Here is a 26986-nt window from a genome sequence, read left to right as displayed (position 1 = left end):
AAAAAATGAATAATTTTTCAATTAAAACAATCATAGAATATAAATTCACCAGTAAAAAAGGTTAATTCAACAAAAAATATCGTAATAATTTAATTTTTAGTTAAAATAATAAAGTTTTATACGTTCAAAATCATACTTTAAACAAATATTTAAGTCTAATGATAGAAAATTTTATAAAAAATTACTTAAATCACCCGAATACTTACGATGAAATGTTTTTAAATAGTGATAATTTTCGAAATCACTATGCAAATTTCATTAATAATTTTTCCAGAGAATCTCTGGACAACCTGAATAAGAAGGAAGAACTTGCAAAAAAACTTTTCATGAGCCAGGGCATTACCTTTACGGTTTATGATAGTGGTGAAGGAATAGAGAAAATTTTTCCTTTCGATATCATCCCGCGTATCATTACCTCAAACGAATGGTTGTTTATCGAAAAAGGAATCAAACAACGCCTGAAGGCGCTAAATTTGTTTCTTAAAGATGTTTATAGCAATCAGTTTATTTTAAAAGATAAAATTGTTCCGACCAATGTAATTTATTCTTGTCCGCATTTTTTGCGGGAAATGCATAACGTAAACGTTTTACACGACATATACATACATATTGCAGGCATCGACCTCATCCGCGACCACGATGGAACGTTTTATGTCCTTGAAGATAACCTGCGCACGCCATCTGGCGTGAGTTACATGCTCGAAAATCGCGAAATTACCAAAAGGCTATTTCCGGATTTAATTCCACAGTGCGGCGTAAGGAGCGTTACAGAGTATCCGGCCATTTTATATAAGAACCTTATGGCGCTTTCACCAAGAGCGGTTTCTAACCCAACCATCGTAATGTTGAGCCCTGGCATGTACAACTCTGCATATTACGAACATACCACCTTAGCAAGGCTAATGGGTGTAGAACTGGTAGAAGGCCGCGACTTAGTTGTCAAAAATCAAAAGGTTTTCATGAAAACAACAACAGGCCTGCAACAAATCGATGTGATTTACCGCCGTGTTGACGATGATTATTTAGACCCGCTGGTTTTTAACCCGAACAGCGTACTGGGTGTTGCAGGATTGATGGCTGCTTACAGAAAGGGAAATGTGGCCATTGTAAATGCTGTTGGAAACGGGGTTGCTGATGATAAAGCGGTTTATACCTATGTTCCCGATATGATAAAATATTACCTGAACGAAGAGCCTATCCTAAAAAATGTACCTACCTACCAACTCAGTAACCGTGATGAACTTGAATATGTTTTTGCGAACATAAACAAGATGGTTATTAAAAAAACTAACGGCAGCGGCGGTTACGGGATGCTGATGGGCCACGACGCCGGCGAACAGGAAATAGAAGAATATAAGCTGGAGATTTTAAAAGATCCAAGAAACTTTATTGCTCAGCCAACCATCAGCCTTTCCTCTGCCCCATGCTTTATCAACGGGAAGCTTTCACCCAGAAGGATAGACTTACGCCCTTTCGCCCTAAACGGGCCAGAGGGAATTTCCATAGTGCCAGGCGGGTTAACGAGAGTCGCTTTAAAAGAAGGTTCACTTGTAGTTAACAGTTCGCAAGGTGGTGGTAGTAAAGATACATGGGTTTTAACATCTTAAGAACAGGAATATGTTAAGTAGAGTAGCATCGAGCTTATATTGGTTAAGCAGATATGTAGAGCGCAGCGATGGTATGTTGCGCATGCTGAAGATAAATTACGCCTCATCACAAGATACGATTCAGGAATTTACCTGGAAACCGGTTATCAGAATTTTCTCTTCGGATGATGAAAATGAATTGTTGAACATCCAGCATGATAGTCGTGCAGTAATAGAATACCTTTTATTAAATCGGGAGAATCCAAATTCAATTTTAAACATTATTACGCTTGCCCGAGAAAATGCAAGAAGTGTTCAGGAACACATTCCGAAAGATTTATGGCAATGCTTAAATGAATATTACCACACCGTAAAAGACGAAAAACTGCTTTGGTATGTACAAAAAGACGACCCGATTACGGCGCTGGATATTTTAATAAAGCAGGTTATGTTATACCACGGTACAGCAGACAGTACAATGGAACGCGGAGAAAGCCGCAGCTTTATGAAAATTGGCAAACACCTGGAACGCAGCATTCAGTCGATAGATATATTAGACATCAAATTTAGTTCGATTAGCACCAATCCGGATTTACTTACCGATATCGCTTATTGGAAGCACCTTCTTTTATCGCTCGGAGGTTATGAATTGTACTTAAAAACCTACCGGCAGGGTTTTGATGCTAAAAACATCATCGAATTGGTGATGCTAAACAACGACTTTCCTCGCTCGGCGCTCTATTCGATGCACAACATAGAAAGATATTTTGGCAGACTTAAGAGTGAAAACAACATTGAGCATTACAATAACCTTTCATTTAAAATTGGCCGCTTAAGGAGTATGATAACTTACAGCTCGGTAAATACCATGGGCGAAACCGAATTACATGATTATTTAACACAGATACGTGCCGAACTGTTCGGCATCGGAAACTCGTTAAATGAATTTTATCTCGCAAATTCATAAAACTGATCGTTCCGATTAGTCCAGATACAAATTAGAATAAACTAAAAGCATCTATGCCAGTTTTTAAAATTAAACACATTACCAATTACAAGTACGAATTACCTGTTAGGGATAGTGCAAACCAAATTATTTTGTTTCCGATAAAGGATGAATTTCAAAAAGTTGTGCAACACGACCTGAATATTTCAGGCAGTCCGGAAATTGAAATTTTTATAGATTACTATGGAAATGAGGTTGGCACCTTTACGCAGAATGAAGCGCATAATCAGCTTAAAATCTTTTCGAAAGTTAGTGTAGAAACTTTTGCAAAGCCGCTTCCGCAGGATAATATGTTTAGCAGCGAACAATGGAATAGCCTGGAGGGCATTAAACATGAAGTTCCGTATATCGATTATTTACGTCAGGAAAGTTTTGATGGCATAAACCAGTTAAAAGAAACCGCCTTATCGATAAAAACTGAGGAAGATACACCCTACCAAACGGCGATTAAATATTGCGCACATGTATTTAGTACCTTCGAATACATAAAGGGCATAACGGCCGTTGATACCACGATAGAAGAAATAATGAAACTTAAGGCGGGTGTTTGCCAGGATTTTGCGCACGTTTTAACGGCAATGCTACGCTTAACAGGCATCCCGGCACGTTACGTGAGTGGATACATTTGCCCCAACCGTGATGGTATGCGTGGCGAAGGTGCAACACACGCCTGGGCCGAAGCTTTTTTGCCTGAATATGGTTGGCTTGGCTTAGACCCGACGAACAACTGCATTGCTAACGAAAACCATGTCCGGCTTGCAGTTGGCCGGAACTTTACAGATTGCTCGCCCGTTAAAGGCGTTTACAAAGGTGGCTTTGAGCATATTATGGAAGTGAATGTTTCTGTTGGTTACAATGATGAAGATTTTAATGAAAATGAAAATTACTTTCAACCGAAAGAAGTTAATTACTCCAAGCCATCTGCAACGGTAACATCGGCCAGAAAACAAAATAGCTACCAACAATATATGGAGGCGATGCAGCAGCAGCAACAGCAATAACCAAGATTTAAGGCTTTAGGAATAATACACGATTACGATTAAAAAATATCCTGCAGTTTATTAACAATTAAAAAAGTCATCAGATGAATAAGTGCATTTTGCTTATATTCATCCGGTGACTTTTTGCATTACCGATGGGAGAATTATAAATGAGGAAAGAGCAATAATCAATAACGTATCGGCAATAATCGAAATCATGTAATGGTGAACCATTAAACTAATGACTAATGAACCAATGAACTATTGAACCAATGAACAATAACATGAATAAAGCTAAAATAGGATTTCTGGCAGTTTTAAGCATTGCTGCATTATCCAACTGTAAAGAAAATAAACAATCGGAAAACTTAGGCCCGATTGATTCGGAAACCATAAAATCGCATATTTCCGTGCTGGCTAACGATTCTCTTCAGGGACGAAAGCCGTTTACCGAAGGAGAAACGAAAACCGTTAATTACATCTCATCAGAATTAAAAAAACTTGGCGTAGAACCTGGAAATGGAGAAAGCTACATTCAAAAAGTACCAATGGTAGAAGTTACCTCTACCCCATCAGAAAATATGGAAATTAGCGGCACAAAAGGAAACTTAACCTTTAAGGCAGTTAAAGACTTTGTAGCTTTTACGCGACGGGCACAAGACACGATACAGCTTAAGAACTCTCCACTGGTTTTTGCCGGTTACGGAATCGTTGCACCAGAATTTAAATGGAACGACTATAAAAATCTGGATGTCAGAGGCAAAACCGTAGTAGTGCTCATCAGCGACCCTGGTTTTCAGGCGAACGACAAAACAGTTTTCCGTGGGGATACCATGACTTACTACGGCCGCTGGACTTATAAATTTGAAGAAGCGGCAAGACAGGGCGCAGCCGGCATCATCATTATCCATCAAACAGAACCTGCGAGTTACGGCTGGCAGGTAATTACAAGTAGTAACACAGGCTCGAGATTATATTTGCAGGCGGCAGATAAATATAAATCGAGGTGCAAACTGGAAGGTTGGATGACAGAAGAAGCCGCCACTAAGCTATTGGCAAATGCCGGTATCACTGGCGACATTAGAGCATATGCAAGAAAGAAAGATTTCAAAGCGGTAAATCTGAACCAATCTGTTACTGTTGGGCTAACGAACAAATACAAATATTCTACATCGCAAAATGTAATCGGCAAAATTACAGGCAGCAAACGCCCCGATGAAACTGTTATTTACACCGCACATTGGGACCACTTGGGTATTGGCAAAGCTATTAATGGCGATTCGGTTTACAACGGAGCGGTTGATAATGCAAGTGGAATTGCGGCGATGCTTGCTGTAGCCAAAGCATTTAAAAATGTAAAGGTAAAACCCGAAAGAACAATCGTTTTTCTCGCAGTAACTGCAGAAGAGCAGGGATTGTTAGGTTCTGAATATTATGCTTTGAACCCGCTATTCCCACTCATTAAAACGGTTGCCGATTTAAATATGGATGCGCTTGGATTTTATGGCGAAACAAAAGACATCTCCATAAAAGGCAAAGGACAAAATGAGGTAGAAGATTATATAACTGAAATTCTGAATACCAACAACCTCAAAGCCATTGGTGATACAAGACCTAGCGCAGGTAGCTATTATCGCTCAGACCATTTTAATTTTGCCAAAGTTGGCGTGCCGGCAATAGATATTGTAAATGGTTTCGATAGTAAGGAACATGGTGCAGACTGGGGTAAAAAGAAAAGGTTAGCTTACAATGAAAAAGACTATCATCAACCATCAGACAACTACACAACCGATATGAATGTGGGTGGCTTTGCACAAATTGCCAACATATTATTTAGCGCTGGTTACAAATTGAGCAACGAAACAAGTTTCCCGGGTTGGAAACCAGGTTCGGAGTTTAAGGCAGCGAGAGATAAGTCGATGCAAAAATAAATGTTCCATTAGGTTTTTTGTTGATAGAGACGCCAGGACTTGTTCAGTAAAAAAGCAGCGTGGTGGTCAATTAGAATTAACAATTTAAACATTTAACCAATTCAAATAATCTAACTCAATTTTTTTCATAAATTTGCGCCTTTTACAAATACGATATGATTAAGAGACAGCAAATTAAAGATTTATTAAAATCGACTGCATTTGGCGCAGAAGTAACGGTTATGGGATGGGTTAGAACTTTCCGTAATAATCAGTTTATCGCATTAAATGATGGAAGTTGCATGGGCAATATCCAGGTAGTTATTGATTTTAATAATTTACCTGATGAGCTGTTAAAAAGAATAACCACTGGCGCTGCCATTTCCGCAACAGGAAAATTAGTAGAATCGTTGGGAAAAGGTCAGACAGTAGAAATTAAAGCCACATCAGTTGAAATTTTAGGCGATAGCGACCCGGAAAAATTCCCTCTTCAGCCTAAACAGCACAGCTTGGAGTTTTTACGTGAAATCGCACACCTACGTTTCAGAACGAATACTTTTAACGCAGTTTTTAAGGTTCGCCATGCATTGGCTTTCGCTATTCATCAGTTTTACAACGAACGCGGATTTGTTTACATGCATACGCCGGTGATTACCGCTAGTGATGCAGAAGGCGCAGGTGAGATGTTTAAGGTAACAACTTTAGATTTCGACAATACGCCCCGTACGGATGAAGGTAAAGTAGATTTCTCGCAGGATTTCTTTGCCCGTGCTACCAACTTGACGGTTTCAGGTCAGCTGGAAGGTGAATTGGCGGCAATGGCGTTCGGGCAGATTTATACGTTTGGCCCAACCTTTAGAGCCGAAAACTCGAACACAACTCGCCATTTGGCAGAATTCTGGATGATTGAACCTGAAGTTGCTTTTGCAGATTTGGAGGATAACATGCAACTTGCGGAAGATATGATGAAGTATGTTATTAAATATGCTTTAGACAATTGCAAGGATGAGCTCGAGTTTTTAAATACCCGTTTGGCCGAAGAAGATAAGCAAAAACCTCAAAATGAGCGCAGCGAATTTAGTTTATTGGAAAAACTCGATTTCTGTTTGGCAAATGAGTTTGAACGCTTAACCTATACAGAGGCAATTAGAATTTTAAAGTCTTCAAAACCAAATCAGAAAAAACAATTTAAGTATTTAATTGATGAGTGGGGTGCTGATTTGCAAAGTGAACACGAGAGATACCTGGTAGAAAAACATTTTAAAAAACCGGTTATCTTAACAGATTATCCTGCAGATATTAAGTCGTTTTACATGCGCCAGAATGAACCTGATGCAGAAGGCAGACAAACTGTTGCGGCAATGGATATTTTATTCCCCGGAATTGGCGAAATGATTGGTGGTTCACAGCGTGAGGAGCGTTTAGACCGCTTGACAAAACGTATGGAAGATATGAATATACCTCAGGACGAGCTGTGGTGGTACCTCGATACCCGCCGTTTCGGTTCGGCACCACATGCCGGTTTTGGTTTAGGTTTCGAACGCCTCGTTTTATTTGTGACGGGAATGACAAACATCCGCGACGTAATTGCTTTTCCCCGTTTCCCAAAAAACGCCGAGTTTTAGTTAGTAGTAACAGCTAAAAGAAAAGAGACAAAATAATAAAAAAACCGTTTGAACTATTCAAACGGTTTTTTTTGTATCGATAATAAGAAGTGTTGTGGTTCGTGGAACCGGCCTATTGAAGTTTCGTAGGAGGCTGAATAATCTACCTTCCCTCCTCGTGCATGGTATCGCTATATGGATTCGCATGCGAATAATCTACTGCCGATACTTTATAATCTGTTGGCGCAAAGCTTTGCGAACTACTTAAAGCCATTCCTAACTCGAAACGGGTTGGATAAGGAGTTTGCAACAAACTACCTGCCGGTATGTAAGGAAAACTCTCCAGGTAGGATTGCATCACACTCGGACTCACCCGCCTGTTAATGTATGCCCTGCTGAGTTGACTTGGCTCCCTTAAACCCGCAGCCCCCAGTAACTCAACAGCGCTTGCTACTGTTAGGTTATGAAAATTCTTTACACGAACAGTCTTGTCTTCAACCACCAAACCTTTCATTAAACTCTGATCTTGCGTGGCTACACCTGTGGGGCAGGTATTGCTGTTACATTCGAGCGCCTGTATACAACCCAAAGCGAACATCATCCCGCGGGCCGCATTGCACATATCTGCGCCCAAAGCAATGTTTTTAACCAGGTCGAAGCCGGTAGCCACCTTGCCCGATGCGATAATTTTTATGTGTTTCTTTAAATCGAAACCGTTCAGCACGTCATACACAAAAGCAACACCCTCACGTAAAGGCATACCGACAGAGTTCGAAAATTCCTGAGGCGCAGCCCCTGTTCCACCCTCGCCACCATCAACGGTAATAAAGTCGGGGTAAATGCCAGTCTCAACCATCGCTTTGCAAATTGCATAAAACTCACTTTTCCTGCCGATGCACAATTTAAACCCAACAGGTTTCCCGTCTGATAAATCCCTGAGCTTTTTCACAAATTCTAATAAACCGATGGGCGAATTAAATGCAGAGTGTGCCGGTGGCGACAGTACGTCTTTTCCTTCTGGCACCAAACGAATTCTCGCAACTTCAGCCGTAACCTTTTTTGCTGGCAACATGCCGCCATGTCCTGGTTTTGCTCCCTGCGACAACTTAATTTCTATCATTTTAACCTGCGCTGTTTTAGCCCGCTCGGCATAGGCATCGTAATTAAACGTGCCATCATTGTTTCTGCAACCAAAGTAGCCTGTTCCAATCTGCCAGATTAAATCGCCGCCCGGCTGGCGATGATAATCGCTGATGCCACCTTCTCCGGTATTGTGCGCAAAATTTCCCATCTTGGCTCCGCCGTTTAAAGCTAAAATTGCATTCTGACTTAGAGAGCCGAAACTCATGGCCGAGATATTGTAAATGCTTGCCGAATATGGTTGTTTGCACGCTGGTCCGCCGACTAAAACCCTTGGATCACTGTTCAGTTCGTGGTGTGATATTGCTGCAATACTATGGCTCAACCACTCGTAACCGTTCTCATAAACGTTTAGCTGTGTTCCGAATGGGATTGTATCATTATCCTTTTTTGCCCTTTGATAAATTAAAGAACGGTTAAGTCGGTTGTAAGGTGTTCCGTTCGTGTCGCTTTCCACGAAATATTGATAAACCTTCGGTCGCAACTCTTCCATAAAATACCTTAGGCGACCGAAAACCGGGTAATTACGAACAATACTATGTTTCGGTTGATACAAATCGTAAATACCAAGAAGTACAAACGGCCCGGTGAAAAGGAATGTCCACCACAGAAACGGATGATACAAGCCCAACATAATGGTTAAGGCAATTAAAAAGGCAGCAATTGCTACAAAAGCTTTTCTCATGTTTTGTCAATTTACGTATGTATCTGCATTGCAGATGATTATTGAGTCATTTTTCAGTTGGAAGAAATCGGCGTTACGGATCTATTTCTTATTTAACTTTCAATAAACATCAAAATTAAATATAATAAAGCGATGTACAACTATTCTAGATATTTAGAATCTTTATTACCGTTCTTAAACAACTCACACCATTAATTGTTATTTTTGAACCATGCTTATCAAAATATACCCAGAAAATCCCAACGAAAGAGCTATTGAGCAAGTTGTTGATGTGCTACGAAAAGGAGGAATAATTATTTATCCAACAGATACGGTATATGGTTTAGGTTGCGATATTACCAATCCAAAAGCGATTGAAAAGATCGCCAGAATACGAGGTATAAAGCCTGAAAAAGCAAATTTTTCTTTCATTTGCCACGATTTAAGCCACATTTCTGATTTTATTAAGCCTATAGACAATACCACTTTCAGGATATTAAAGAAAGCTTTGCCAGGTCCTTTCACCTTTATTTTTAACGCGAATAACAATGTTCCAAAGCTGTTAAGCTCCAACAAAAAAACTGTGGGTATCCGTGTACCAGATAATAACATTGCCAGGTGTATTGTTAAAGAATTAGGCAATCCAATTCTTTCTACATCGATTAAAGATGATGATGAATTGATTGAATATTCTACAGACCCAGAACTAATACATGAGAAATATGAAGATTTGGTAGACCTTGTAATTGATGGCGGGTATGGCGACAACGAAGCTTCTACAGTTATTGATTGTACCACAGGTGAATTTGAAATTATTCGGGAAGGAAAAGGAAACATCGAGGATTTTCTTTAATCAAATACTATCGCTATACTATTTTTATCAACATTGGAAACAATGTTCTTTATAATCGATAAATTTATGTGATGAACGGCTAACTACCGTTTATGCAAACCACAAACTAATTTAACATCCCCTCAACATTGAATTAATATTCGAAACCTATTTTCGCATCCTAAACATCCCCTATGACGAAAAAACTACTTCCATAAAGCTGTTTGCCAGCTCAACCATTTGCCAGTCAAATGTTACCAACCTATCTCGTTTTAATTTAAGCTCTTAAATGGAGTTTACCTTCGCCTGATGGGTTAATTATCCAGTTTTCATCCTTAACAATCTGAATGGTAAAACTTTACATTTAAAGTTTCGTTATAACCGATCTTAACTGAAACGATTCCGTTTCCGGTTATTCAGCATTTCGCTAATAATTCATTTTATATCCCTATAAAATCATATGAAAAAAATAATACTACTCTCATTGGTATTTCTTATTTCCACACATTTGTTTTCTCAGGTAAGCTTAACAACCTCACCTTATACAGAAAACTTTGATGGAATTGGAACAGGTCTTCCAAATGGATTTACTGTTAGAACAGGTGCCAATGCAACTAACTTAGGCACTATTGCTGCGTTTACAACTACGGCCACGGCCTGGAACAACGCCACCGGTGCATTTAAAAATTTTGCTTCGGCAACCGCAGGTTCTACGGCAATAGCTACTGCGCAAGCTGCAGCTGCAGATCGAGCATTGGGCTTGAGGCAAACTGCTGCAGTTGGTGATGGCAATGGCGCTTTTGTCTTTCAGCTTGCTAATACCACAGGAAAGACGAATTTTAAATTAAGCTTCAACCTTCAGTCTCTGGATGCATCTTCACCTAGGGTAGCCACATGGCGTGTTGATTATGGCATAGGGGCTACGCCAACTACATTCACTGCACCAACAACTACAGGAACACTAATTACCGGAAATACTCAATTTACAAACAACCAGATTAGGGTTGATTTTGGCAGCGCCCTGGATAATAATGCAAACAATGTATGGATTAGGATTGTAAACTTAACTACAACAACAGGTTCAGGAAACAGACCATCTACAGGAGTAGACAATTTCAATTTAACGTTTACCGCTGGTTCCGGCACTGCTACACCAACATTGGTAGCTACCCCAACTAATTTAGCTTTCGGAAATCAAACAATAGCTACAAATTCTGCCAGTCAAAGTTTTACGTTAGCTGGCACAAATTTAACTGCTAACGCAAACATTACCACAACGTTGCCTTTCACAGTATCAAAAGACAATACAAATTTCAGCAATTCAATCTCTTACACGCTTTCAGAGATATCAACCACGCCCACAGTTTATGTAAGATTTCGTCCTACAGTCACTGGATCTGCTACAAGTAATGTGGTAATTTCGAGTACCGGTACAACTGCAGTAAATGTTGCATTAACAGGAACCGGGGTTGCTGGTGATGTAACGCCTCCCGCTACAACAGACACTTATCCCAAGGTTACAAATGCAACGCTTAATACCCTTGATTTAACAAATAACATTAACGAAAACGGAACAAGTTATTACGTTTTACTTACATCAGGTGCTGCTGCGCCGAGTCCGGTGCAGGTTAAAGCTGGTTTAGACGCGAACGGTTCGCCCGCACTTAAAGCGGCTTCCTTTCCAAATAATGCAAATGCTGATGCTACAACTACGATAAGTGGCTTAACGGTAAACACAACATACCGGATTTACGTCGTTTCAGAAGATGCAGCTCTAAATCTGCAAACCACAGTTTCATCGGTTGATGCATCAACAAGCAATCCGCCCCTGGTAAGTGCACCAATAATTATAAGCCAATACTATGAGGGAACATCAACCAATAAATGGATTGAGCTGACCAACCTAAGCAATACGGCAATCAATACAGCGTCGCCTCAGTTAAAGTTAGCACTTTACAACATTTCAGGCGATGCCGGAACAATAAACATTACCGGAGCGCCATCACAAGTCGTAAATTTAAATTTCACTATACCGGCACGTGGTTCTGTGATTTTAGGAAACACCGGCAATAGCAACACCGATGTACCGTATTTAAGTCCGGCAAGTGCTATTCAAAACAGCAACACCGTTATTAACTTTAATGGTAATGACGGCATTGCCTTGCTAGATGCTAACAATAACATAATTGATGCGTTCGGACAAGGCGTTAATGCTAAAGATGTTTCTTATGTAAGAAGCTTAAATGTTACAGCACCTAGTCCGGCTTATGTGGATAACGACTGGACCAGAACTGCCCTGGCAATCGTTCAAAATGCAATTGATGATGACGATGTAAACCGATTAGGTGTTCATTTTCCACCAAATCTGCCTGTTTGCGCCGCACCGTCTTCCCCTGCAACAGCATTAACTTTTACAACTGTTACCACCAATAGCATTACCGCAGCTTTTACCAAATCGGCGGATGCAAATGAATACTTAATTATCAGAAGTTTAAATGCAACTTTAAGTGCCCTACCTGTTGATGGAACTGTTTACAATGTTGGTTCTGCTTTCGGAGGCGGCATCGTTGCAAACAGAATTGTAACCAATACTTTTACTGATAACGCCTTAACGGATAATACAAGCTATAATTATTTCATCATTCCGCTAAATAACATTTCTTGTACGGGTGGTCCGAAATATTTAAACACCGGCATTTTAACCGGAAAGCAGGCAACAAAAGCCTTATTGCCATGTACCGCACCAGTTTCACAGCCAACAAACTTCACCATAACCTCTTCAAATTATAACTTTATACAGGGGGCATTTACACCTGCCAGCAATACTGATGAATATTTGGTAGTGATGAGTACCAGCAATACCTTAACTGCTGCACCGGTAAACCAAATTACATACACAGTTGGCGAACCGCTGGGTGGCGGTATTGTAGTCAAAAGAGGAACGGGTAATACCTTCATTAGAAACGGTTTAACACAAAACACCAATTACTACTTTTTTATATTTTCAATTAACAGCGCCTGCAGTGGCGGACCGCTATATTTAACTACGCAGCCGCTTTTAGGAAACCTGAAAACGGGCATCTTAGATGTTAATAAATTAAATTTTTATTATGGAAACTTGCACAGCCATAGCAGTTATTCTGACGGAAATAAGGATGATTTAACCAAGAAACCGGAAGATGACTATGCCTTTGCCAAAAACTCCATGAATTTGGATTTCCTTGGAATTTCTGAACATAACCACACCCAGGCGGGTATGTCGCTGGCGAGTTGGCAACCGGGAATTGATGCTGCAAAGCGGGCAACCACATCTACTTTTGTTGCCATGCACGGCATGGAGTGGGGCGTTATAAGCGGTGGCGGACACGTAATTGTTTACGGTATAGATTCATTGATTGGATGGGAACCGGGTGAAAATCAAATTTATGTCCCAAAAAGTGTGTATACGGGTGCAACCGGGTTATTCAGAATTATCAACAGACATGGCCTTAATGCTGTGGCAACATTGGCGCATCCAAACACAACAGATTATAACAACATTTCTGCCACATATGATTTAAGTGCCGACAGCGCAATCGTTGGAACAGCCCTGGAAAGTGGACCGGCATTTTCAACCAACATTACCTATTCAGACCCGGCCAGCTCTATGAGCTATCTGAATTATTACAACCGCATGCTGGCCAAAGGCTATCACCTTGGCGCAAGTATTGACCATGACAACCACAACTTAACCTTTGGCCGGCATACAAGAGCCCGTTTAGTGGTGCTCGCTCCTGCCCTTACCGAAAATGATTTATTGGATGCAATTAAAAAAATGCGCTTTTATGCTTCGCAGGATTCGGCTGCAAAAATAGTTTTCACCATAAATAAACAACCTGTTGGAAGTGTATTTAAAACTGCTGGTGCACCATTAATTGAAGTTACTTCTGTTACCACAAGTCCGGTAACCAGTATTAAGATTCTTTATGGAACACCCGGAAGTAGCGTAAATCCGGTAGAATTAACTACAAGTACATCAACAAGTTTAAGCTATACCGATAATGCTTTAGCGAATTTATCAACAGGGTATTATTATGCCGATATTTTAGAGGCAGATGGAAGTAGAATTATCACCTCACCAATCTGGTACTCCCGTGATGACGCAACCGTTAAAAAGGACCAAAACATAACCTTCGCTGCAACCAAAACAGTAACCTATGGCGACCCTGATTTCCCTGCAGGTGCAAGCAGTGACAATACAGCGATAAACATAACTTACACCAGTAGCGATACCAATATTGCAACAGTAAATAACAATGATATCCATATTGTTAAAGCTGGAACAGTTACTATCTCCGCTAACCAGACAGGTGATACATTTTTCAATCAGGCAGTGGCGAAACAACAGGTTTTAACAATAGTGCCTAAACCGATCACCGTAACTGCTGATGCAAAAACAAAAGTGGAATCTACCGTAGATCCGGCTTTTACATACAGCGCTAGCCCTGCGCTTATAGGCGCCGATGTATTTACAGGTACATTGAGCAGAAACCCGGGCGAAACCGCTGGAAATTATGCCATCACTCAAGGGTCATTAGCACTTTCAAGCAATTACGCAATAAATTACAAGCCAGCTAATTTGCTAATTTACGCGAAACCTGCAGCAACTTTAAGCAGCAATGTTTCTGTGGCTTTAAATGCAACGGCGCCGGTAATTACCTTCACTGCCGCAGCCGGCAATGCACCTTTTACATTTACCTACAATATTAATGGCGGTGGAAACCAAACCATAACTTCATCTACAAATACGGCAACCGTAACTGCATCAACAGCAACAGTTGGCACATTTGTGTATACGGTTACCAGTATAAGCGACGCTAACAGCACACAAACACAAAATGTAACTACAACGGTGAAAGTTAATCCAATTCCTGTTGCAAATATTAGCGGCACAACTGCTGTTTGCATCAATGGCAATGCACCTACCATTACATTTACGGGTGGAAACGGAACCGGACCATATGTTTTCACTTATAACATCAATGGAGGAACGAGTCAGACTTTAACAACCTCCGGCACAAACACAAGCGTTACTTTAACCGCACCGGCAAATGTAGCTGGAATTTTCAATTACAATTTGTTAAGCGTGGCTGACGTAAACGCATCGCAAAACCAAACAGGCACAGCTATTGTAAATATCAGGCCTTTGGCTACTGCAACGATTGCTGGTTCAACAGCGACGCCACAAAATAGCACAGCCCAAACCTTAACCTTTACCGGGGCAAATGGAACTGCACCATACACTTTCACCTACAATATTAACGGTGGAACAAACAGAACAATAGTTTCAACAGGTAATACCGCAATAATTACAGCGCCAACAACATCTGTTGGAACCTTTGTATATAATTTAGTCAGCGTAGCTGATGTAAACTGCGGTCAGCCCCAAACAGGTTCAGCGACCATTCTGGTTCGTCCGCTACCGGTGGCAACCATTGGTGGTACAACTTCAGTTTGTAATTTTAGCAGCCCGCCGGTAATTACGTTTACGGGTTCAGGTGGCACTGCGCCATACACATTTACGTACACCCTAAACGGCAGTAGTAACCAGACCGTTAGTACGAATACCGCTTCGGCCACTGTGACTGCACCAACTGGCGCTACCGGAACTTTTGTATATGCACTGGTAAGCGTAGCTGATGCTTACGGAACGCAAACCCAAACCGGGAATGCAACGGTTACTGTAAATCAGCTGCCTGTAATTATCATAAGCAGCAATAAAGGGATCAGCATTTCTAAAGGCGAAGCAATTATTTTAACGGCGACCGGCGGTACACAATACAACTGGACAGGTGCAGACATTACCAGCGGACAAAATGCTGCAGCCGCAACCATCCGCCCAAAACAGAGCGGAAATTATCGGGTTTCGGTAACCAACGCCAGTGGTTGCACAGCTGAGCAAAGTATCTTCATTAATGTTGTCGATGATTATAAATTAGAAGCAAGCACAGTGGTTACGCCAAATGGCGATGGTTATAATGATAAGTTCATTATCAAAAACATCGATTATTATCCAAACAATACTTTGAGAATCTTTGACAAAGCCGGACGCATACTGTACACCAAAAGAACATACGCCAATGATTGGGATGGAACTGTAAATGGCAGTCCGCTCGCCGAAGGAACTTATTATTACATCATCGATTTAGGAAACAACATTGGCACTTTCAAAGGATTTATTAACATCATCAGAGACTAATTACAGACATGAGAGCAATTACATTTTATATAAAGCAAATAAGTCGCGTAACGTTTCTATTTGCAGCAAGTATGCTATTTTTTAGCGTTTCAAAAGCACAGATTCTACCTTTAAACGCACAGTACTTTCAAAACCGCTATTTGGTTAATCCATCAATGGCAGGTATAAACGAGGGTTTAAATATCAATGGAAGTTTCCGCAAGCAATGGTCGAATATTCCCGGTGCACCACTTACTCAAAGTGTAACATTAGATGAGCAGGCAGGCAAAGTTGGCTGGGGAGCTAACATATACAATGAAAAATCGGGAGGTTTGCAGCGGACAAAAATGGTTGGAACTTTCGCATATCACCTACCTTTGAATGCTGATGACCAAAAGTTAAATTTTGGTATCTCTTTTGGCGCTAGTCAGGACAAGCTCGATTTAAGCAGCATTAAAAACAGCGACCTAAATGACCCAGCGATAGCCCGCTTTAACGACAGAGGTTATTATTTCGATGGCGATTTCGGTGTATCTTACACTTCGCCAGGCTTAAATATTGAAGCTGCCATTCCGACCATGCGTTCCGTTTTTAGAAATGATGACTTGAACTATGCAGATAAGCCTACCTTTTATTCTGCGGTAGGCTATAAGTTTAGTTTTGGAGAAGGTATTAATGCTATAAGCCTGGAGCCTAAGGGAATTTTTAGAGGAATTAAAAACTATAAGAATTTGTGGGATGCAGGAATCAACGCAAACTTCGCAAATGATAAGTTATCTGTGATGGCAATGTACCACAACACTCAGAATGCAACTGTAGGTTTCGGCATGAATTACAAATCTACTTTGTATTTTATGGCTTATTACAACACGGCTACTTCTGCAATAAGTGGGTATACCGATGGCGATTTCGAAATAAACCTTCGTGTTAATATCGGTAAGAAAAAATAGCCTGATAACTTAGAATGCTTTGTCAACTGGTTTTCCAGGCTTGGCAAATAAAAATAATGAGCCGCAAACCAGGAGATTTACTTCTGGTTTGCGGCTTTTTCAATAATTTACCTTAACAATAAAATTTATTTTTCGATTTCGGTTGTTTTTAAAGATCCAGTTTTAGCGATTCGATTTTCTAACTTTTACAACGAAGTCATCATCAAAATTAGCAGAGAAAACCTCAAAAACTACCTCCCACTCATCCTTGACTAATTCCTCAATAAAATTTCTAAAAATTTTTTCAAAAGAAACGAAGTTGATTCCAGGTTTGGTAACCAACAGATAAGCAGATTCAGACGTAACAATAACTTCCTGAACTTCATCAGGCCACCTGTCTCTAATTTTTTTAGGAAGTTTCAAAAACTGCTGTGCTTTAATAAAACGACTTACTGATTTGATGAATTCTTCTTCCATTATTACATTATCACTATGCCAGCAACCCGTTTCTAAATCTAATTGGCCCAAAATTTCATCACCATCCAAAATTAAAAACGGACTTTCTGAATTCTCCTGCAATAAAATACAGGCACTTAAACCCAAATCTGTGCCCGAATCTTCATATATGTATTGAAACTTAATCATTGGTAAAGGGTTTAATGATGTGCCTGAAAGTGAGGTTAATTCTCGGCTTCATGTTTTTTTTTGATTTAGCAATACGATGATCCCATTTCTGTTGAAGGTCGCCCTTCATAATTAATAATGAACCATGACCAAGTCTAATTGAGTATTTCTCCTGATGATTTGATTTCAACCGGATATCGAAAGACCGTACCTGTCCAAAAGATAAAGAGGCAATAACAGGGTGGGAACCCATTACTGTTTCATTATCGCTATGCCAGGTTACGGAATCTTGCCCATCACGATAATAATTTAAGAGGACACTATTAAATGAAATACCTGCAACCGCTTCAACTAATTTTTTTAGTTTTAGAAGTGCCGGAGTCCAGTTTACAGGATTCGATTTACCCAAGGCTGCATAATCAATTTCTTCGCCATCACCGTACCATGCACTTAATCTTGGCGTTATAACTTCCTTATCATAATAACGCAAAATCTTTTGTTTCCATGGCGTATCCTCCAGTAAATGAGATAATAACATATCGCTTCCTAAGGCATCAATAAATCCTTCATGGTACTCAAGTACATCATTTGGCAAGCCTTTCGTTTGTCCGCTTTCGGCAAAAAAACTTAACTGTTCCATAAAACAAAAGTGCAAAACTTTTTTTGAATTACTAATATTTTTAGCATTATATTTGTTATTTCCTTAAAAGAAAACCATTTTGTGGTTTATAATAATGATAGCATATGATGCCTACTAAAAAACACCTGATTGAACATCTTCGGAAAGAAATTTTCCGCATGCAGGGCTTTAGCGTAGCAGGTAAATCGGGCGGTATTAATTTTGGTTTGCAAAAGATTGAGGATTCGTTTCCAAATTCGGTATTCCCGACTGGCGCAATACATGAATTTCTTTGCATGGCTAATGAAGATCATGCTGCCAGTGCCGGCTTTATAAGCGGATTATTAAAAACACTTTCTGCAAAAGGTAGTCCGATGATATGGGTTTCTACCAATCGAAATTTATTTCCCCCGGCATTAAAAAGTTTTGGCATCGAGCCAGACAGGATTATCTTCATTGATGTAAATAAAGAAACGGATGTACTTTGGGCAACGGAGGAAGCCCTAAAATGTAATGGCCTTGCAGCGGTAATTGCCGAAATAAGCGACCTGAGTTTCACGCAATCTCGCAGGCTGCAACTTGCTGTAGAGCAAAGTAAGGTAACTGGTTTTATCCTCAGAAAGAATGAGGAAAGAATGACAGCAAGCCCTTGTGCGGCACGCTGGAAAGTATCGCCATTGCCCACAGCTGCTGAAGATGAACTTCCGGGCTTGGGTTTTCCAACCTGGAGTGTAGAACTGTTGAAAGTAAAAAATGGAAAACCCGGAAAATGGACTGTTCAATGGTTTGCAGATAATTTCAAGATTTTAAGTACACAACCAGTTGTTGAGACTATAAACTTTTCTAAAGCAGTTTAGCATGGAAAAAAGATATATGACGATATGGTTCAGGTATTTACTGGCAAACCGGATGACTTTACGCAAACCTGAGCTTAAGGATAAATCCTTTGTTTTTAAATCGACTGTAGCGAATCGCGTAGTGGTCTCCGCATGTAATAATAATGCACAAAAGCAAGGCATTTTCATCGGAATGCCGCTAGCAGATGCTATGGCTATCCTACCGGATTTAGAAGTTTTTCAGGAAATCCCTAAACAAAATGAGCGGCTTTTAAAAGCCCTGGGTAAATGGTGTATTCGTTACACACCAATTGTAGCTGTAGATTTGCCTTGCGGATTGATATTTGATATTAGCGGTTGCACACATTTATGGGGTGGTGAAGCAGGATATTATAAAGAAATTATTAACCGGCTGCGCAATCTTGGTTACGATGTTCGTGGTGCAATTGCCGACACAATCGGTGCTGCACGTGCCGTAGCACATTACGGAAACATTAGCCCTATTGTAAAAAGCAAAAAACAACACGAAGCTTTATTACCCTTACCACCCGCGGCACTACAGTTAGAAAATATAACCTTACAGAAATTAAATAAGTTAGGTTTAAACACCATAAACAGCTTTATTTCCATGCCACGGTCTGTGTTGCGCAGGCGTTTTGGCGAAAATATGTTGCAGCAGATTGCCAGAGCTTTAGGTGATGAAGAAGAACACATAAAGCCTATCCAGGTACCACAACCTTATGAGCAGCGCTTGCCGAGTATAGAACCCATTAGAACTGCAACAGGGATTGAAATTGCCATTAAAAACTTGCTCGAATTACTTTGTAAACAATTAAGCAATGATGGTATGGGCTTAAGGGCTGCCTCTTTAAAATGTTACCGTGTTGATGGAAAAATTATTAGCGTAAATATCGGCACTAATATGCCTAACAGCAACCCGAGCCATTTATTTAAACTTTTCGAACTTAACATTGCTTCCATTGCCCCTGCTTTGGGTATAGAACTATTCATTATGGAAGCCACAAAAGTAGAAGAACTTAATCCTGTGCAGGAAATTTTATGGCAAAAAGAAGGCGGCTTAAATGAAATGTGTTTGGCAGAATTATTAGACCGGCTCGCAGGCAAATTAGGAAATTCTGTTATTCATCGCTACCTGCCACAGGCCAGATATTGGCCAGAGCGATCTATAAAAGCTGTGAATTCTTTTAGTGAGAAACTTGAAATTGGATGGATGAACGACAGACCACGGCCGGTTCAGCTGCTAAACAAGCCTGAAGCAATTGAAGTGACTGCTCCAATTCCGGATTACCCACCAATGCTATTTCGTTATAAAGAACAAACCCATAAAATAAAAAAAGCCGATGGACCTGAAAGAATAGAACGCGAATGGTGGCTGGATGAAGGTCAGCATCGTGATTATTACACCGTTGAAGATGAATCGGGGAAACGCTATTGGCTGTTCCGTTCTGGCCATTACAATGACGAGAAACCTTCTGGTTGGTTTATTCATGGCTTTTTTGCTTAAAAATTATGCAATACAGTGAACTACAGGTAACAAGCAATTTCAGTTTCTTACGGGGCGCCTCGCATCCGGAAGAATTGGTTGAACAGGCAGCTTTTTATGGTTATAAAAAAATAGCAGTAACCGACAGAAATACGCTTGCAGGGATTGTACGGGCGCATGTTGCAGCAAAAAAAGCTGGTATAGATTTTATCCCAGCCTGCCGGCTCGACCTATTGGATGGGCCTTCATTGCTTGCCTATCCTAAAAATATTAAAGCATACGGACGTCTATCTGCATTGCTCAGCCTTGGTAACAGCAGGGCGGAAAAGGGAAAATGCCATATTAACAAAGCCGATGTTTATGATCATGCTAAAGACATCATATTTATTGCCATCCCGCCGGATAAGCTAAATACCCTTTTCGATTTTGAAGATAATTTTAAAATGCAACTGGCAGAATACCGAAAAGAGTTGGGTGATAAGCTTTACCTTGCGGTTTCAAAAAGTTATCTGGGAGATGACCAAAAAAGAATATTTCGCCTTGCGCAACTCTCGAAAACGTTGCAAATTCCGCTTGCGGCCACTAATGATGTACATTACCATAACCATGAAAGAAGGGAACTGCAAGACATTTTAATCTGTGTTCGAGAAAAATGCACCATACACACTGCAGGATTTTTGCTTCATCAAAATGCCGAACGACACCTGAAGCCGGTGGAAGAAATGCAGCGGTTGTTCCTGCAATATCCCCATGCGATTGAAAACTCAAACAACATTGCTCAAGCTTGCACCTTTTCGCTTGATAGTCTCAATTATGTATATCCAGAAGAAATCACCACTGAAGGGCGGACACCACTTCAAGAATTGATTCACCTTACCTGGCTTGGTGCCAGCGAAATGTTTGGCGAAAATATCCCTGATAAAATAGCGCATAATATCCGTTACGAACTCGCATTTATGGAAGAAATGAATTATGCTTCTTATTTCCTCACTGTTTATGATATTGTAAAATTCGCACGCTCGAAGGGTATTCTTTGCCAGGGTCGGGGTTCTGCTGCCAATTCTACAGTTTGTTATTGCCTTGGCATCACTTCTGTAAATCCAACTAAATTCGATCTGCTTTTCGAACGCTTCATTTCTTCTGCACGGAATGAACCTCCTGATATTGACGTTGATTTTGAACATGAACGGCGTGAGGAAGTAATTCAATACATCTATCAAAAATATGGAAGAGACCGGGCTGCTATTGTGGCTACTGTAACGCAGCAGCACCAAAAAGGTGCCATTAGAGATGTTGGTAAGGCAATGGGTTTATCTGTTGATACAGTAAATAAGCTTTCCTCTGCCATTTGGGAATTTACCGATGAATGGTTCGAGCCAGAGCGCATAATAGAAGCAGGTTTAAATCCTAAAGACCCCCACCTTAAAAAAGTATTGCAGTTAACCGGCCAAATGATGGGCTTTCCCAGACAATTAGGTCAGCACACTGGAGGTTTTGTAATTACCCAGGGAAAACTTACGGATCTTTGCCCCATTCTTAATGCCCGAATGGCCGACCGTACCAATATTGAGTGGAATAAACACGATATTGATGCACTCGGTTTTTTGAAAATCGATGTGCTGGCGTTGGGTATGCTAACCTGCATCAGTAAAGCTTTCACCTTGGCTAAACAGCATTATAACCTCGACCTTAGTCTGGCAAAAATCAATGAAAAAGACGATCCAAAAGTGTATGAAATGATTAGTCATGCAGATACAATTGGTGTTTTTCAAATCGAAAGTCGTGCGCAGCAATCTATGTTGCCCCGCCTTAAGCCTAAATGTTTTTATGATTTGGTAATTGAGGTGGCAATCGTCCGCCCTGGACCAATTCAGGGCGACATGGTGCATCCTTACTTACGTCGTAGAAATAACGAGGAAAATGTAGAATACCCATCAGAAGAACTGGAAGAAATACTGAAACGTACTTTAGGTGTTCCTCTTTTTCAGGAACAGGCAATGAAAATAGCCATTGTTGCTGCAGGCTTTACGCCTACAGAAGCCGACGAATTACGCCGGAGTATGGCAACTTTCAAATTCAAAGGACTTGTTAATCAATTTGAGCGGAAACTTATCGATGGCATGCTGGCAAAAGGCTACACAGAGGAATTTGCGAAAAGGATATTCCGCCAGCTGGAAGGCTTTGGCAGTTATGGTTTCCCTGAAAGCCATGCTGCAAGTTTCGCACTTCTGGTTTATGTTTCCTGCTGGCTTAAATGTTATTATCCTGATGTATTTGCCACAGCTTTGTTAAACAGTATGCCAATGGGTTTTTATCAGCCGGCGCAAATTGTAATTGATGCCAAAAACCATGGCGTCGAAGTATTGCCTGTAGATATTAATTTTTCAGAATGGGATAACTTACTGGAAGGCAAAAACGATAAATACCACAAAATTCGTTTAGGTTTTCGCCAGATTAAAGGCATCCGTGAAGAGGAAATGCAAAAGCTTAGCCAAAACCGAAGTCAGCACTACCGAACCATCCCTGAACTTATGGACAAAGGCATTTCGCAAGCTACATTGGAGCGCTTGGCTGATGCAGATGCCTTTCGTTCTATTGGCCTCGACCGCCGTCAGGCTTTGTGGGAAGTTTCTGCGCTTGCAGATAAACCGATAGCCCTTTTTCAAGGTCAACCTTCAGAAACTGAAAAAGAAACACAGATAGAATTACCGTTGATGAGTGTTTCTGAACATGTTGTACAGGATTATGCAACTACATCACTATCCTTAAAGGCACATCCCGTAAGTTTTGTACGCGAAAAACTGCAGCTTTTAAAAATTCTATCAACAAAGGAAACCGCTGAAAGCTGGGATGGACGACTGATAAAAGTTGCCGGATTGGTGCTGGTAAGGCAACGCCCTGGGACTGCAGGAGGCGTATGTTTCATCACCATAGAAGATGAAACCGGGGTAGCCAATCTTGTGGTTTTTCAACATCTGTTCGAAAAATACCGAAAAGAAATACTTGGCGCCAGGCTCCTCATGGTAGAAGGAAAACTGCAACGCGAGGGTGAGGTAGTACATATTATCGTTCAACGCTGTTTCGACCTTACTAAAATGCTTCGTTCCTTAACCAAAGGTGAAAAAGAAGAACTGCCTTTACTCACCCTTTCAAGGTCTGATGAAAGAGCACCATTTCCTGCTGCGCAAAATAAACGGACGCTTGTAAGGGAAGATGCATCAGAAAAAGCCATACCAGAGGCGAGAAACTTTAGATAATAATCATTAATTCTAAAACATAATTACTTGGTGATTTGCTTTAGTAAATCAAAATCAAATATTTTGAGTACATTAAATTAATAGCGTAAATCTCCTTATTTCCCTAACAAAAAACATAACTTATCAAGCTAACTGAAATGAGTTCCTTAATATTAACAGCAAGAATAGATTCTGAAAATCAGGTGTTTTTTGATAAGATGCGTCAACAGCATTTTCCTAAGGAAATCAATCTTTTGAATGCACACCTGACATTATTCCATAAATTGCCTGATGCCCCTGAAACCTACGAAATTTTGGAGCAAGTGCTCGAAAAGCCTTTCGAAGCAACCATTAGTGAAATAAAAAGTATCGGCCGTGGTGTCGCCTATTTTCTTTCCTCGCCAGAACTGTTACAAATTCGTTCTTCACTAAAGCATAAATTTCAAGCACAGCTTTCCTTACAAGATCAGCAAGGCTACAGGCCACATATTACCATTCAAAATAAGGTTAAACCGGAAGATGCAAAGCAGTTGCTTCAGGAAATTGCTTCTTCGTTTGAACCATTTAAGATTGTAATTCAAGGATTAGACTTATGGTATTACCTGAATGGACCATGGAAACATGCCAGGTACCTCCCCTTTTGGTCCTAGTAAGCTTCGAGGATTAGTCGGCAGTTTTAGGCTAGCTTCAACAATACAGGCAATGGTAACCCATTGTAAGCATAATTGAAATTTAAAAAAATCGAAAAAAAAGCGCCCCCAAACGGGGCGCCTTTAATCATTAGGTGTGTCTTTTAATTAGGTTATATTGTGGTATCTTCAACTGGCGCATCTGGTGCGTTTGTTGCCACCGATTTGATTCCATTTTCACAGCCTGCTGATGTTTCATACATTTCGCTGGTTCCAATTATTTGTCCATTGCCCGCTTTAAGATTGAAATAGGCTTTACCACTAACCGCTGTTTTACGATCGAACTTCGTGTCATCCTGCGAATTAACTCTTACCGAATCAATACCGCTTTCACATCCAGCTTTTGATGCATAGCCCTCGCTTGCTAGAATTGGCTGTCCGTTACCGGCATGAAGATTAAATTGGAACTCGCCGTTTGTTCTTTTTTTGATTACAAATTTTCCCATGGTTTTAAATTTAGGTTAACGTAATCATGGGGCATAACAATAGGATGGTGGAAAAATATGAATTTTTGATTAAAAAACCATGTAAAAAGATAATTCTTAAAGCCGGAAAATAAGGCGATGTTGAATATTATTTACTCCGATTCCCACATCTTTTTAGAATAAAATGAGTTTGTCAAACATTATTAAAACGCCGGTTCTTTGGTGAGTTTCTATTGGTGAACGAACTGCAGGAATCATATTAGGGCTAAAAAGTTCTGTGCCAGTCAATTGTTGCACAAGATTTTTACAAGAAGCTAAAAACCATAATCAAGCATAGCTGTTTACAATCTTGTGTATCGAAGAATCGCTATACCAACTGCTTAAATTTCCAAAAAGCCAGGCGCATGAAACAAAACAAAACGCAACTTACCCCTGATGAATTAAAGCTATTCGGCGATTTAATGCCAGAAGAGCTGGAAGAAGTCATCCAATCTGGTTTTAACCGACGTCATTTCGTTAAGCTTATGGGTTTAGCTACCGCCGGTTTACTGGCTAGTTACACACTTGGCGCAACACAATTATTTGCTCGCCCGGTGGCGCCAGATGAAATTCCTGATCTCCTACCCGAAGCCATCGAAAATGGCGTTAATGTAACGTTTAAAGTGAATTCAGGTACTAGAAGTGTGTTGGTTGATTCAAGAATGACCCTTTTGGATACGCTTCGCGAAAGAATTGGCTTAACAGGAACAAAAAAAGGTTGCGACCATGGCCAGTGTGGCGCTTGCACTGTTATCGTAAATGGTGAACGCGTTCTATCGTGCCTCACCTTAGCGGCTACCTGTCAGGGTAAATCAGTTCTCACGATAGAAGGGCTGGCAAAAGGTAACGAGCTCCATCCCATGCAAACTACATTTCTTAAACACGACGGCTTTCAGTGTGGCTTCTGTACACCTGGACAAATCTGTTCTGCTGTAGCGTTGATGAAAGAAGCAAAGGAAGGCCATGCGAGTTTTGTAACTAAAAACATAAGTGCTGAAGCAAAACCTCTTATGTTATCCGATGAAGAAATCTCAGAGCGTATGTCGGGAAATATTTGTCGCTGTGGTGCATACCCCAACATTGTTGCGGCAATTAAAGAAGCCCAAACCGGTAAAGACGTTCCTCAAACCTGGCTTTTTACGGATTAATAATAAGCAACTATGAAACCATTCAAGTTTATTTCGGCTACTAGTCAGCAGCAAGCGTTTACCATGCTCAGTAAAAATGCCGAAGCCGCATATTTGGGAGGTGGAACAAACCTTCTTGATTTAATGAAGGAGCATGTTGCGCTTCCTAATGAGCTTATCGACATTGGAAACCTCAAGCTAAAAGAAATTAAGGCAACAACAGGCGGGTATTCTTTAGGAGCCCTTGCTAAAAACACCGATACTGCAAATCACCCATTGGTGCGTTCAAACTTGCCAATGTTAAGTAAGTCAATATTGGCCGGAGCCTCCGCTCAGATAAGAAACATGGCAACAAATGGTGGCAATCTACTTCAGCGTACACGTTGTAGTTATTTTTACGATATTTCCATGCCCTGCAATAAAAGGGTGCCCGGAAGCGGTTGCGCAGCACTTGAAGGGTTCAATCGAATGCATGCAATTTTCGGCTGGTCTGAACATTGCGTCGCCGTTTATCCTTCTGATATGGCCGTTGCACTTGCTGCTTTAAATGCAACTGTTAAAGTTCAAAACAGCAAAGCAGAACGTATTATAGCATTCAGCGACTTTCATTTGCTCCCGGGCAATCATCCGGAGAGAGATAATAGTTTAACGCATGGTGAACTAATCACATCCATCGAGATAGCAAAGAACAATTTTGCGGCGCATTCTGCGTACGTTAAAGTTCGGGATAGAAATTCGTACGCGTTTGCCTTGATTTCAGTTGCCGCGGGCCTACACCTGAGCGGGAACATTATACAATCTGCTGGTATTGCGATGGGCGGCGTTGCACATAAGCCATGGAGAGCACTGAAAGCAGAAGAATTTCTTAAGGGCAAAGTGGCGACGACAGCAAACTTTACCGAGGCCGCAGAAATAGAAATGGCCGGAGCAAAGGCACTTTCGCACAACAAGTTTAAAATAGAAATGGGCAAAAGAACGCTGATTAATGCGCTAGAAATGGCGCTTAAAGGTTAGATAAA

Annotated in this window: 18 protein-coding genes; 14 read left to right on the top strand and 4 right to left on the bottom strand. The window is 40.6% G+C overall.

Annotated elements, in window-relative coordinates; all coding sequences use genetic code 11:
* The first annotated feature begins 158 nt into the window (after nt 1-158).
* The 5 genes from AC0IWT_RS02630 (at nt 159) to asnS (ending at nt 7107) form a co-directional block, all read left to right on the top strand.
* A complete protein-coding gene (locus AC0IWT_RS02630; protein ID WP_471795867.1) occupies nt 159-1607 on the top strand; it encodes a circularly permuted type 2 ATP-grasp protein in 1449 nt (482 codons plus the stop codon).
* A 10-nt stretch (nt 1608-1617) separates the two neighbouring features.
* Nucleotides 1618-2553, top strand: coding sequence for an alpha-E domain-containing protein (locus AC0IWT_RS02625; RefSeq protein ID WP_471795866.1), 936 nt, complete (start codon nt 1618-1620; stop codon nt 2551-2553).
* Between the two features lie 53 nt (nt 2554-2606).
* Entirely contained in the window at nt 2607-3593 is a 987-nt protein-coding gene (locus AC0IWT_RS02620) for a transglutaminase family protein (RefSeq protein WP_471795865.1), read from the top strand.
* Between the two features lie 263 nt (nt 3594-3856).
* Nucleotides 3857-5503: a M28 family metallopeptidase gene (locus AC0IWT_RS02615; RefSeq protein WP_471795864.1), complete on the top strand. Its 1647-nt coding sequence runs from the start codon at nt 3857-3859 to the stop codon at nt 5501-5503.
* A 155-nt stretch (nt 5504-5658) separates the two neighbouring features.
* Nucleotides 5659-7107 carry an asparagine--tRNA ligase gene (gene asnS / locus AC0IWT_RS02610; RefSeq protein WP_471795863.1) on the top strand — a complete coding sequence of 483 codons (1449 nt, stop codon included), beginning with the start codon at nt 5659-5661 and terminating at the stop codon, nt 7105-7107.
* A gap of 142 nt (nt 7108-7249) precedes the next feature.
* On the opposite strand, the gene AC0IWT_RS02605 is transcribed toward asnS, so the two are convergent.
* Complete coding sequence (locus tag AC0IWT_RS02605; protein ID WP_471795862.1) at nt 7250-8911, bottom strand: FMN-binding glutamate synthase family protein; 1662 nt, start codon at nt 8909-8911, stop codon at nt 7250-7252.
* Between the two features lie 211 nt (nt 8912-9122).
* On the opposite strand from AC0IWT_RS02605, the gene AC0IWT_RS02600 reads away from it, so the two are divergent.
* The 3 genes from AC0IWT_RS02600 to AC0IWT_RS02590 all read left to right on the top strand — a co-directional run bounded on the left by AC0IWT_RS02600 (nt 9123) and on the right by AC0IWT_RS02590 (nt 16889).
* The gene (locus tag AC0IWT_RS02600) at nt 9123-9743 is read left to right on the top strand and encodes an L-threonylcarbamoyladenylate synthase (RefSeq protein WP_056870513.1); all 621 of its coding nucleotides are present in this window, start codon (nt 9123-9125) and stop codon (nt 9741-9743) included.
* A gap of 439 nt (nt 9744-10182) precedes the next feature.
* Entirely contained in the window at nt 10183-15960 is a 5778-nt protein-coding gene (locus tag AC0IWT_RS02595; protein WP_471795861.1) for a CehA/McbA family metallohydrolase, read from the top strand.
* Nucleotides 15961-15968: 8 nt separating this feature from the next.
* The gene (locus AC0IWT_RS02590) at nt 15969-16889 is read left to right on the top strand and encodes a PorP/SprF family type IX secretion system membrane protein (protein ID WP_471795860.1); all 921 of its coding nucleotides are present in this window, start codon (nt 15969-15971) and stop codon (nt 16887-16889) included.
* Between the two features lie 162 nt (nt 16890-17051).
* Here the strand turns inward: AC0IWT_RS02590 and AC0IWT_RS02585 are convergent, their stop codons facing one another.
* Together AC0IWT_RS02585 and AC0IWT_RS02580 are read right to left on the bottom strand one after the other, a co-directional pair.
* A complete protein-coding gene (locus AC0IWT_RS02585; RefSeq protein WP_471795859.1) occupies nt 17052-17513 on the bottom strand; it encodes a hypothetical protein in 462 nt (153 codons plus the stop codon).
* On the bottom strand, nt 17506-18132 hold the full coding sequence (locus tag AC0IWT_RS02580) for an alpha-ketoglutarate-dependent dioxygenase AlkB family protein (protein ID WP_471795858.1): 627 nt from the start codon (nt 18130-18132) through the stop codon (nt 17506-17508). Before AC0IWT_RS02580 ends, AC0IWT_RS02585 begins: the two co-directional genes overlap by 8 nt.
* A 104-nt stretch (nt 18133-18236) precedes the next feature.
* On the opposite strand from AC0IWT_RS02580, the gene AC0IWT_RS02575 reads away from it, so the two are divergent.
* The 4 genes from AC0IWT_RS02575 (at nt 18237) to AC0IWT_RS02560 (ending at nt 24337) form a co-directional block, all read left to right on the top strand.
* Complete coding sequence (locus tag AC0IWT_RS02575; protein WP_471795857.1) at nt 18237-18968, top strand: ImuA family protein; 732 nt, start codon at nt 18237-18239, stop codon at nt 18966-18968.
* A 1-nt stretch (nt 18969) separates the two neighbouring features.
* Nucleotides 18970-20472, top strand: a complete 1503-nt coding sequence (locus AC0IWT_RS02570) for a Y-family DNA polymerase (protein ID WP_471795856.1) — start codon at nt 18970-18972, stop codon at nt 20470-20472.
* A gap of 5 nt (nt 20473-20477) precedes the next feature.
* Nucleotides 20478-23708: an error-prone DNA polymerase gene (locus AC0IWT_RS02565; RefSeq protein ID WP_471795855.1), complete on the top strand. Its 3231-nt coding sequence runs from the start codon at nt 20478-20480 to the stop codon at nt 23706-23708.
* A 137-nt stretch (nt 23709-23845) separates the two neighbouring features.
* On the top strand, nt 23846-24337 hold the full coding sequence (locus AC0IWT_RS02560; protein WP_471795854.1) for a 2'-5' RNA ligase family protein: 492 nt from the start codon (nt 23846-23848) through the stop codon (nt 24335-24337).
* 152 nt (nt 24338-24489) lie between these two features.
* Here AC0IWT_RS02560 and AC0IWT_RS02555 read toward each other — a convergent pair whose 3' ends face one another.
* A complete protein-coding gene (locus tag AC0IWT_RS02555; protein WP_471795853.1) occupies nt 24490-24822 on the bottom strand; it encodes a YegP family protein in 333 nt (110 codons plus the stop codon).
* Between the two features lie 383 nt (nt 24823-25205).
* Here AC0IWT_RS02555 and AC0IWT_RS02550 point away from each other — a divergent pair, with 383 nt between their 5' ends.
* The gene (locus tag AC0IWT_RS02550; RefSeq protein ID WP_471795852.1) at nt 25206-25988 is read left to right on the top strand and encodes a 2Fe-2S iron-sulfur cluster-binding protein; all 783 of its coding nucleotides are present in this window, start codon (nt 25206-25208) and stop codon (nt 25986-25988) included.
* 12 nt (nt 25989-26000) lie between these two features.
* Complete coding sequence (locus tag AC0IWT_RS02545; protein ID WP_471795851.1) at nt 26001-26981, top strand: FAD binding domain-containing protein; 981 nt, start codon at nt 26001-26003, stop codon at nt 26979-26981.
* Nucleotides 26982-26986: the final 5 nt, after the last annotated feature.

The organism is Pedobacter sp. AC464 (genome assembly GCF_979253075.1).
The sequence above is the reverse complement of the archived record's forward strand: the minus strand, read 5'-3'. Positions and strand labels throughout refer to the sequence as shown.